Consider the following 9,648-nt stretch of genomic DNA (forward strand, 5'->3'; position numbering starts at 1 on the left):
AATATTCGGCTGCCTCTTTTGGGGTGACATATTTTTTCATAACGGCTTAACCTCTACAAATCTATACTAACATCTTTGTAGAGATATGAAAAGGTTTGATGAGATTAAATGCTCATAGTTACACCTCTCGTCTGGAAATAGCCTTAAGTCTAGACACTTTCGCACCATCCAGTCTAATTCAGCTTCCGTATCAGTATCCGCAATACCGACTAGTAGGTTAAGCCCTCGCCCTATTTTCCCAATCACTGTTGTTTCTACTTCGACTTGGGAGGATTTGACTCGTTGGATGATTACTCGCATATGTAGCAGTTCTCAATTGGCTGAGGTATTTCGTCCTGGGTTTTAGGGAACAGGGAGCAGCGGATCTGGGAACAGTAGGAAAAAGATCTGAGTGTTTTTAGGTGTTATGATCAATGCCTATCCTAGACTGATTATACTCAATAACTAGTTTAAATGAGCGATTACCCCTTAAATAGCAAGGGATTCCACAAAGGTACTGTATCAATACAATAAAAAGCAATTTTTATGAAAATTGCTTTTTTAAATCACTAAAAGCCTTACTTAGTAAGCTTCCGAGCAATTATTTTATACTCATTTATAATCGCCACACTAGGGAACCATTTCTTCCCGATTCCCGATTCCCGATTCCCGATTCCCTGTTCCCAGATCCGCTGTTCCCTGTTCAACACTTCTAATTCCTAAAACCTAATTAACGATAATACCAAAAGAAAGCCAATTTCTAACAGATAAGTAATGCAAACGCTACGGTTTAATAAACCATCCCAAAGATAGCCTTGGCGTTTGGGAATATTACTGCGCTTAAAGGTACGACTCCAGCCAGTAAAAATAGCTGGACTGCGCAAGTTAAACTCCTGAGTCAAAATTTCCTCAATTTCTACCAAACGGGGATAGAAACCGCGCTGGAAGTGCTTCCACTGACTTTCTAGAATCCAGAAGAACAGGGGAATAGCACACCCAATCAGGGCAATGCTATTCTGTTTTTCTTTTAAGACCATGCGCACAACCACACCAGTGGCCGTAATCCCCAAGGCTTTAATCACCCAGATTTGTTTGTTGTAATCTTCTACAGTAGTTTGCAGGAAAAAATATTCCTGTTTGAGCAGATTTAGCTCAAATTCTGATCGCTTAGGGTGGCCAACGGCCAATCCCGATGGGGTTTGGGGGTCGATGGGTGATGGACTAGACATAACGTTGGTGTTCAAGTAGATACAAAGTGTTGCTTGTGCAAAACCTTTTGCATCGCTGTCATCTGAGCTTTGACCTGTTGCAACTGACTTTGAAGTTGCTGAATATCTTCCGATGGTAATGATACTACTTCAGAATGGGATTCAAGCCCAGTATGGGTTTGACTATTACCCACACCAGTTTGCGTTCGCTTGTACTCAACGGTTTTGGCTGGCACCTTCACCGCAGATTTAGCTACTGGTTGATTTTCTGTAGACCCAGTCTTAGTCACCAGTGGTTTACGGTTTGACTCGAAGCTAGAACTAGTATAGACGGTATAGTTAATTGGCTGCTGTGGCGATGTCTGATTGTCTATCTGATTGTCTATCTGATTGTCTATCTGATTGTCTAAAGGCTTGTGTTGAGGAAGGTTCTGCTGGGATTCTGAAAGCCTAAGTTTTTCTAATAATTCTTCCTTTTTCTGAATTTGTTGTGCTAGATCTGATAGCTGTGACTGAAGTTGCGATGATTGTTGAGCAGACTTTTGCCATCCTGCTATAGCTACACTGGCCATACCAGCTCCCAGGCTAATCACCGTTGCCAAGGTAAGGTAAGGCGTTGCCGCATCTCGCACATGACCGTAGAATAGTTGCTCCTCCTGTACTTTAATGGATATTGGCTTAGCACCGAACCAGCCTACGGGTAACGTCAGCGCAGCAAATACTGTTGCTGAAATCAATGCTGGTCTAAACACAAATTTCTGAAGTGGGGAGGAAATCATAGATGATATTATTGCCCTTAACAACAGGTCAGTAAGAGTCCCGAAACCCTAGTCATCTTAACTAGTCTTCCCCTAGCTTATTTAAAATAATTTTGGTTTGTTGTGAGCCAACTCTAAAATAATTGTGATTATTTTCAGCAATTTTCGTGAGCCATATCACCATTAGTATGGTCGAAATATTTAGGGCGATTATATCAACAATACTCTAGGTATAGAAAACTGTGTAGTGTTGATGTTCCAGACCTTAAAGTGGCACAATCTCATCGTAAGCATTAAGTTATCAGTACCCAGTTATAACCACCAAGGAGTCAGCTTTTCAACCATGGCTGTTCCCGTAGCGTGCGCGTAGCGCTTAAGCTGATAGCTAATAGCGGATAGCTCACAGCTCCTAAGGGCTGAGATGGCTGACATCATTGATTAACTAGGAGATTGAAAAGAAGTGACATTCCTTTCTTTTCCTAGAGCGATTTAACGATTAAGGCAGTTGCAATCTTTAGATAATTAGAGGAAAAAGCATGTTGACTAAATCAGAAACTGCAATTGCGGCAATTGATGCCAGAGAGATATTAGATTCTCGTGGACGTCCGACAGTAGAAGCCCAAGTGCGCCTTGTTAACGGTGCCGTGGGAATTGCCCAAGTTCCCAGTGGTGCTTCTACTGGTACTTTTGAAGCCCATGAACTACGAGATAATGATCCCCGTCGCTACGGTGGTAAAGGGGTACTCAAAGCAGTATCGAATATCAAAGAAAAACTCGCCCCAGAGCTATTGGAAAACGATGCTCTCAACCAAATGTTGCTTGACCACAAGATGATTCGTCGGGATGGTTCCGCCAACAAAAAGAATATGGGAGCAAATGCCATCCTAGCGATTTCCCTAGCTACAGCTAAAGCGGCGGCGGCCAGTAAAGGACTCCCCCTCTACCGCTACTTAGGCGGACCACTAGCTAATCTACTACCAGTTCCGTTGATGAATGTGATCAACGGTGGTGCTCATGCGGATAATAATGTGGATTTTCAGGAATTCATGATTGTGCCAGTGGGAGCACAGTCATTTCGAGAGGCTCTGCGCTGGGGAGCTGAGGTTTTTGCCGCCTTGGCTAAGGTTTTGAAAGAGAAAAAATTGCTTACCGGTGTGGGAGATGAAGGTGGCTTTGCTCCCAACTTGGGGTCAAATAAAGAAGCGCTAGACTTATTGATTGCCGCTATAGAAACATCTGGGTATAAGCCAGGGGAACAAATCGCTTTAGCCATGGATGTGGCCGCGAGCGAGTTCTACAAAGATGCTCAGTATGTCTATGATGGGGCATCTCACTCCCCAGAGGAGTTTGTTAACTATCTAGCTGAGTTGGTGGGGCAATACCCCATTGTTTCCATTGAAGATGGACTCCACGAAGAGGATTGGAGTAATTGGCAGTTACTTACTGAAAAACTCGGTTCCCGCATTCAGTTAGTGGGTGATGACCTATTTGTTACCAATCCCACCAGGCTACAAAAAGGTATTGATGTCGGTGCGGGTAACTCGATCTTGATTAAGCTCAATCAAATTGGTTCCTTGACCGAAACTCTTGAAACGATTGACTTAGCAACTCGCAACGGTTTCCGTTCTGTGATTAGTCACCGTTCTGGGGAAACCGAAGATACTACTATTGCTGATCTTGCTGTTGCTACTCGTGCCGGTCAAATTAAAACAGGTTCACTGTGCCGTAGTGAACGGGTGGCTAAGTATAACCAGTTGCTGCGGATTGAAGATGAATTAGGCGATCGCGCCATTTATGCTGGAACTTGTGGCATGGGCCCGCTGTGTCAGGGTTGAAGGTTATTGGGTTAGAAGGTTAGGAGGTTGTTCGCGTAGCGTGGCCTTTGGCCAAGGTTAGAAGGTTAGGAGGTTGTTCGCGTAGCGTGGCCTTTGGCCAAGGTTAGAAGGTTAGGAGGTTGTTCGCGTAGCGTGGCCTTTGGCCAAGGTTGAAGGTTGAAGGTTGTTCGCGTAGCGTGGCCTTTGGCCAAGGTTGAACGCGCACGGGTGGTCAATAGGCCAAGGTTATTTGGTGGGGAGTTTAGGAGGAATGGTTTTTTCCTATCTCCCCCCACTTGTGGTTTATTTTGCACATCCGTCCCACAACCGATTCACGGATAAAAACTCAGTTGAGGCAAGCCTAGGGTTTCGTCCCAACCCATCATCAGATTCAAACACTGTACAGCTTGACCAGCTTGACCTTTGAGCAAGTTGTCGATGACTGACATAACGATAACTCGGTCAGTTCGGGTATCGACTTCTACCCCTATGTAACAAAGATTAGTGCCACAAGCCCACTTGGTTTGGGGATAGGTGCCACTGGGTAACACCCGGACAAAGGGAGAGGCGCGGTAAAAGGCCGTGTAAATGGTGAACAAATCTTCCCTGACTAGTCCCGGATCCTGCAATGTGGCATAAACGGTAGCTAAGATTCCCCGTACCATGGGAACCAGGTGGGGTGTAAATTGCACCCTGACTTCATGACTGGCTAAATGACTGCAAATTTGCTCAATTTCTGGGGTATGGCGGTGATGAGTCACGCCATAAGGGGCTAGAGAGCTGTCAGCTTCTGCTAGTAAGAGATTGGTTTTTGCCTTGCGTCCACCCCCAGAGGTACCGGATTTGGCATCGATAATGGCAGTGTCTGGAATAATCAGACCCTGTTTGAGCAGGGGAGCAAGGGCGAGCAGGCTGCTTGTGACGTAGCAACCAGGACAACCGACTAACTCGGCAGAGGAAATGCGATCGCGATACAGTTCCGGTAAACCATAAACAGCAGTAGCAGCGGTTTCTTGGTCGTGGCGCTCTCCACCGTACCAGCTTTTGTAAGTTTCAAGTTTACTAAATCGATAGTCAGCTGAGAGATCGAGAACTTTTAATCCTTTTGATAACAGTGATGGTGCTAGCTTATGGGCTAAACCGTTAGGCAACGACAGAAACACTACCTGACAACGGGATACAATAGTATTTATGTCAATAGGCTCAATGGTTAGATTAACACGATGGCCTAGATGAGGGTAAAGCTCAGCAAATCCCTTGCCAGCACTGCTTTCTCCACCCAAATAAACTATATCGACTCCTGGGTGATCCATCAAGAGCCTTACAAGTTGTACGCCACCATAACCAGAAGCACCAATTATGCCTACTGGTAGGCGTTCTAAATCCCCCATCATGTTCCTTTCCTATAGGGTAAGAGCTTTCACATCCTCCCCCACTAAAGGCTAATTGCTAGCTCAGTGGGAGATTCTCAACCTTGGGGCTGAGTATACACCTGCTTGCGGGACTCTTGACTAGACCAAGAACAAGCTCAGTCCCCGTCAGACCCTCTCCACAGGTATTTTCATTCACTGTCTTGCGAACAGTGGCTCAGTTTTCTACGTCCTGTTTTAGCACTATTTGTGCAGTTGCCACATCTGTTAGTCAATCCGATCACTAACAAAAATTATCCCCTAGCAAAGGATCGTGAAAACTGACTAAGTTTACCCTAATCCCTCAGTTATTGGCAACATTTGAATGGCACAAGAGCAGTTGTGATTTCGTAAGCATTCAGCTATCAGCCCTTAGGGGTCAGCTTAAAACAAGCTATCCGGCTGAGGAGTTCAACGGACTCAAAGCCAAAGACTATAAATTCCTCGCTCAGGGGAGGGAACTGATATTAAACGAAGACTTACCTGTTTCATTCAAAAGCACCTCAAGCAGCACCTCAAGTAGCACCTTAGCTGATACCTGACGCCTGAATGCTTAGGTAATTTACCAAATCACAAGGCGCTGACATCGGCACCTGCTTCTGGTGATTAAAAGTGTGGTCTATCACCAAGCAAGCCGCCGCACTTCGATAGACTATACTAGTGACCAAGAACATCTAACCGGGTGCATCTCATTTTTGTAAAAAAGAAGGGAAGTTTGGGAAGTCTGGGGAGAGGGGCGGGGGCGCGTGGGAAGTGTGGGAATTTTCGGGGGAATTTTTGCCTAATTTCAGGCATTGAGATGCACCCATCTCACCTAAGCGTCAAGTGTCAAACTTGGGAAAATGAGCTAGGATCATGGTCCCATTGATTTCAAGCCCATTCATTAAATTAAACAAAAGCAGCAAACAAGTGGAATCCACGAAAACTGATGTTTATAAGTTTGATAGCATTGATGATGCTCTGGCAGACCTGAAATCAGGTCACGCAGTGGTGGTGGTTGATGATGAAAATCGGGAAAACGAAGGAGACCTAATTTGTGCTGCACAATTTGCTACCCCTGACATGATTAATTTCATGGCAGTGGAAGCACGAGGGTTGATTTGTCTGGCGATGACAGGGGAGCGCTTGGATGCTCTAGACCTTCCGCTAATGGTGAGTAACAACACGGACACTAACCAGACAGCGTTTACCGTGAGCATTGATGCAGCACCCCACTTAGGGGTGACGACTGGTATCTCGGCTGAAGACCGTGCTCGTACTATCCAGTTTGCGATCAACCCAGTAACGAAACCCAGTGATTTGCGACGACCTGGTCACATTTTTCCCCTCCGTGCTAGAAAGGGAGGGGTATTGAAACGGGCTGGTCATACGGAAGCAGGGGTTGACTTATCAAGACTTGCAGGTTTATACCCAGCGGGTGTGATCTGTGAAATTCAAAATGCTGATGGCTCCATGGCTCGCTTGCCAGAGTTGATTGAGTATGCCAATAAGCATCAACTCAAAATTATCAGTATTGCTGATTTAATCAGTTACCGCCTCAAACATGACCGCTTTGTTTATCGAGAATCCGTTGCCCAATTCCCCAGTAGTTTTGGGAGTTTCCAGATTTACGCTTACCGCAACACGTTAGATCACTCGGAGCATGTTGCCGTTGTAAAAGGAGACCCGACTCAGTTCAAAGATCATCAAGTGATGGTGCGGATGCACTCAGAATGTTTAACGGGAGATGCCTTGGGTTCTATGCGCTGTGACTGTCGAATGCAACTACAAGCAGCCCTAAACATGATTGAGAATTCCGGTGAGGGAGTTGTGGTTTATTTGCGGCAAGAAGGCCGAGGGATTGGTTTGGTGAATAAGTTGAAAGCCTATTCCTTACAAGATATGGGACTGGATACCGTAGAAGCAAATGAACGTTTGGGATTCCCTGCTGACCTGCGAGACTATGGCATGGGAGCACAAATTCTCAATGATTTAGGAGTTAAGAAAATTTGCTTGATTACCAATAATCCTCGCAAAATCGCTGGTTTAAAAGGTTATGGATTAGAAGTAGTTGGTCGGGTTCCATTGTTGATTGAAGCTAATGACTACAATTCTAGCTATCTGGCAACTAAAGCACAGAAGCTGGGTCATCTGCTCTTGCAGACCTATTTAGTTACGGTAGCAATTCATTGGCAAGACCAGCCTCAACAGGTGACAGAACGTTATGAGCGTTTAGAAAAGCTACGGTCTCTAGCTCATAGCCAGAACTTATTATTGCAGGAGGAGTCAAGACCTGTAGCTTCCGCAGTTTTTGAGAAACCTGCTTTAATGGTACACTTAGGCTTTGATCAGCCTGAGCTAGCAGCACTAGATTGGTACCAATCCAGTCAGCATCCCTATGTAAATGCGATCGCTAATATTTTGGACAGGGTGATTGAATGGCCTGAGATAAGATGCTTGGAATTTCTAGTCTCTTCTGGAAAAGATCCACTGACGAGTTTACAAATACTCTTAGACCGAGAGAAGTTTACCTTGACGAAGCGACCATCTTTAGTGTGTCATAATTTAACAACTCAGAAAATTTATAGTTTTGATCGCTCAATAAAGTAATATGAATTATTGCTTTTAGTCCTCAGTTATTACTTAAGTTATTATATCAAATCCGGGTGTAGACTTATTGTATAGAGTGAGTCGGGAAAGATCTATGCCCAAACGGCTGAGCCTATTACCTCATCTTAGTTGTGAGGAATTGGAAGAACGGTATCGTCAAGGAGCGTGATGCTGTAGAACGCAGCCAATACCAAATCCTGTGGTTGCTGGCAAAAGGTAAGCAGACCGAAGAGGTGCGAGAGGCAACAGGGTATTCCGCAGCGCTGGATACGGGTGATTGCCAAGCGCTACAACCAACAGGGGGAAGCCGGGGTAGGTGATGGTCGGCATCATAATCGTGGAGCCGAACCAATACTAAACGAGATTCAACAAGCCCAACTCCTACAAGCTATAGAAGCCCCTGTGGATGAGAGCGGGTTGTGGAATGGTCGTAAGGTAGCTGATTGGATGAGTCGAGTGCTCGACCGTCCGGTTGCGCCTCAACGAGGTTGGGAATATCTCAAGCAGATGGAGTTTCGGCTACGGCTGCCCCGTCCGGAGCATCAACAGCAAGATCCCATCAAGCAAGAAGCCTGGAAAAAAAACTGCCTGAGCGAGTAGAGCAGTTACAGCAGCAGCACCCGGGGGCAGAGATTGAGTTGTGGGCGATGGACGAACATCGAGTTGGACTCTTTCCCTATGGTGCGCCGCCTCTGGGTTCCCTGGTGGGAAACCCCTATTGCCTTTGAAGTTACCGTAAGGATAGTGGAGCCTTTATGGTTGGCAGGCTATGCAGAAAAGGGTCAAAACTTATTGATTAAGGCTCCACTATCTATCGGTTTCGTCTCCAAAGTGCAGTGGCGCTATGAGTGGGTTTGGGTATGGGGTTTTGTGCATCCAGCTTCGGGTCAAACCTATTGGTGGTTGTTACCGAGAGTAAACATTCAACTGTTCAATCAAGTCCTGGCTGACTTTGCCCAACATTTCAGCAATTGCCAAAATAAACACGTTATTTTAACTGAAGACCCACGCCGGTTGGCACACCGGTCAGGATATCGGGCGTTGCTGAATTAAGGAATGAATGCGGGATCATTTGGTTTTATTAAAGCCCCCTAAATCCCCCAATTCTGGGGGACTTTGATAGTTTTGTTCCCCCCAGAATTGGGGGGCTAGGGGGGCAAAACCATACGCATAATCAGCAACGCCGGATATCGTGCGTTCCAGTTGGATTACATAAGCGAGTTTCTTCCCCCTTACTCCCCAACAGTTGCAACCTGCAGAACCTCTTTGGTCAATCTTGGATGAGCCGATTGCTAACCGAACCTTTGAGAACATCTTTGAGTTAGAGCAACTTCTATGTAATCGGTGTTGCGTACTACTAAAACAGCCTGAGTTGATCCGGGGACTCACCCATTTTCACGCTTTGGCAGGATGCCAAGGCTTAACAGTAACTATTTAGCCGGATTTCATATTACTTATTGGTTAACCCAACACCCATGCTAATGATTTAATCTATTTTAATCTCTGTGGTTGCTTAATATAGAAAAAGCCTCTTGCAAGTTTATACAAGAGACTTTTTCTATTAACTATTATTAAAATAATATATATCCTGGCACTGAGCTATTTTAGCAGGCAGCTACCCACCAACTATCTTCGCCGCAGCTACGTTTCACCTCCGAGTTCGGGATGGGGTCGGTGTGGTTCCGTCGCGCTATAAGCACCAGGAAGTCAAAACAACCATTAAGATTGCATAGCTAGTGTATAAAAACCAAATTGTCTTGGTGGTTATGGTCAAGCCCTCGGTCAGTTAGTACGTCTCGGCTTCATCTATTACTAAACTTCCACCTAACGCCTATCAACAGCTGTTCTCGCTGTGACCTTACCTCCTTAACAGAGTGAGAGTACTCATCTT

The 9,648-nt window shown here is 45.4% G+C and carries 11 protein-coding genes, 2 rRNA genes and 2 pseudogenes; 6 read left to right on the top strand and 9 right to left on the bottom strand.

Annotation, left to right across the window (positions count from 1 at the left end):
- Positions 1 to 117: 117 nt before the first annotated feature.
- The 5 genes and pseudogenes from F6K46_RS35885 to F6K46_RS35905 all read right to left on the bottom strand — a co-directional run.
- Positions 118 to 300 (bottom strand): annotated as a pseudogene (locus F6K46_RS35885) (D-aminoacyl-tRNA deacylase); the annotation flags it as partial.
- A gap of 257 nt (positions 301 to 557) precedes the next feature.
- Positions 558 to 689 (bottom strand): hypothetical protein, encoded by a 132-nt coding sequence (locus F6K46_RS35890; protein ID WP_293029137.1) that lies wholly within the window; start codon positions 687 to 689, stop codon positions 558 to 560.
- A gap of 9 nt (positions 690 to 698) precedes the next feature.
- Positions 699 to 1,208, bottom strand: coding sequence for a hypothetical protein (locus tag F6K46_RS35895; protein ID WP_293029140.1), 510 nt, complete (start codon positions 1,206 to 1,208; stop codon positions 699 to 701).
- Positions 1,209 to 1,219: 11 nt separating this feature from the next.
- Positions 1,220 to 1,966: a hypothetical protein gene (locus F6K46_RS35900; protein ID WP_293067234.1), complete on the bottom strand. Its 747-nt coding sequence runs from the start codon at positions 1,964 to 1,966 to the stop codon at positions 1,220 to 1,222.
- Between the two features lie 291 nt (positions 1,967 to 2,257).
- Positions 2,258 to 2,380, bottom strand: a complete 123-nt coding sequence (locus F6K46_RS35905) for a hypothetical protein (RefSeq protein ID WP_269087016.1) — start codon at positions 2,378 to 2,380, stop codon at positions 2,258 to 2,260.
- 101 nt (positions 2,381 to 2,481) lie between these two features.
- Here F6K46_RS35905 and eno point away from each other — a divergent pair, with 101 nt between their 5' ends.
- Positions 2,482 to 3,780 carry a phosphopyruvate hydratase gene (eno, locus tag F6K46_RS35910; protein ID WP_293067237.1) on the top strand — a complete coding sequence of 433 codons (1,299 nt, stop codon included), beginning with the start codon at positions 2,482 to 2,484 and terminating at the stop codon, positions 3,778 to 3,780.
- Between the two features lie 65 nt (positions 3,781 to 3,845).
- On the opposite strand, the gene F6K46_RS35915 is transcribed toward eno, so the two are convergent.
- Both F6K46_RS35915 and argC read right to left on the bottom strand, forming a co-directional pair.
- A complete protein-coding gene (locus tag F6K46_RS35915) occupies positions 3,846 to 4,073 on the bottom strand; it encodes a hypothetical protein (protein ID WP_293067240.1) in 228 nt (75 codons plus the stop codon).
- Between the two features lie 18 nt (positions 4,074 to 4,091).
- Positions 4,092 to 5,150: an N-acetyl-gamma-glutamyl-phosphate reductase gene (argC, locus tag F6K46_RS35920; protein WP_293067254.1), complete on the bottom strand. Its 1,059-nt coding sequence runs from the start codon at positions 5,148 to 5,150 to the stop codon at positions 4,092 to 4,094.
- A gap of 927 nt (positions 5,151 to 6,077) precedes the next feature.
- Here argC and ribBA point away from each other — a divergent pair.
- From ribBA to F6K46_RS35945, 5 genes and pseudogenes are all read left to right on the top strand, one after another.
- The gene (gene ribBA, locus F6K46_RS35925; protein WP_293067243.1) at positions 6,078 to 7,757 is read left to right on the top strand and encodes a bifunctional 3,4-dihydroxy-2-butanone-4-phosphate synthase/GTP cyclohydrolase II; all 1,680 of its coding nucleotides are present in this window, start codon (positions 6,078 to 6,080) and stop codon (positions 7,755 to 7,757) included.
- A gap of 131 nt (positions 7,758 to 7,888) precedes the next feature.
- The gene (locus F6K46_RS35930; protein WP_293067246.1) at positions 7,889 to 8,077 is read left to right on the top strand and encodes a hypothetical protein; all 189 of its coding nucleotides are present in this window, start codon (positions 7,889 to 7,891) and stop codon (positions 8,075 to 8,077) included.
- Complete coding sequence (locus F6K46_RS35935) at positions 8,031 to 8,357, top strand: winged helix-turn-helix domain-containing protein (RefSeq protein WP_293067249.1); 327 nt, start codon at positions 8,031 to 8,033, stop codon at positions 8,355 to 8,357. Before F6K46_RS35930 ends, F6K46_RS35935 begins: the two co-directional genes overlap by 47 nt.
- 78 nt (positions 8,358 to 8,435) lie before the next feature.
- Positions 8,436 to 8,810 (top strand): hypothetical protein, encoded by a 375-nt coding sequence (locus tag F6K46_RS35940; protein ID WP_293067251.1) that lies wholly within the window; start codon positions 8,436 to 8,438, stop codon positions 8,808 to 8,810.
- Between the two features lie 168 nt (positions 8,811 to 8,978).
- A pseudogene (locus tag F6K46_RS35945) lies at positions 8,979 to 9,195 on the top strand (hypothetical protein); the annotation flags it as partial.
- Between the two features lie 148 nt (positions 9,196 to 9,343).
- Here F6K46_RS35945 and rrf read toward each other — a convergent pair.
- Together rrf and F6K46_RS35955 are read right to left on the bottom strand one after the other, a co-directional pair.
- Positions 9,344 to 9,461, bottom strand: a 5S ribosomal RNA gene (rrf, locus tag F6K46_RS35950).
- A gap of 62 nt (positions 9,462 to 9,523) precedes the next feature.
- Positions 9,524 to 9,648 (bottom strand): 23S ribosomal RNA (locus F6K46_RS35955); the annotation flags it as partial.

The sequence above is a fragment of the Moorena sp. SIO3E8 genome, from assembly GCF_010692445.1.
GTDB classification, from domain to species: Bacteria; Cyanobacteriota; Cyanobacteriia; order Cyanobacteriales; family Coleofasciculaceae; genus Moorena; species Moorena bouillonii.

Coding starts and splice junctions, on each gene's coding strand:
- F6K46_RS35900 (WP_293067234.1), bottom strand. CDS start 1,966: ATGATTTCCTCCCCACTTCAGAAATTTGTGTTTAGACCAGCATTGATT.
- argC (WP_293067254.1), bottom strand. CDS start 5,150: ATGGGGGATTTAGAACGCCTACCAGTAGGCATAATTGGTGCTTCTGGT.
- F6K46_RS35905 (WP_269087016.1), bottom strand. CDS start 2,380: ATGATGTCAGCCATCTCAGCCCTTAGGAGCTGTGAGCTATCCGCTATT.
- F6K46_RS35940 (WP_293067251.1), top strand. CDS start 8,436: ATGGTGCGCCGCCTCTGGGTTCCCTGGTGGGAAACCCCTATTGCCTTT.
- F6K46_RS35895 (WP_293029140.1), bottom strand. CDS start 1,208: ATGTCTAGTCCATCACCCATCGACCCCCAAACCCCATCGGGATTGGCC.
- eno (WP_293067237.1), top strand. CDS start 2,482: ATGTTGACTAAATCAGAAACTGCAATTGCGGCAATTGATGCCAGAGAG.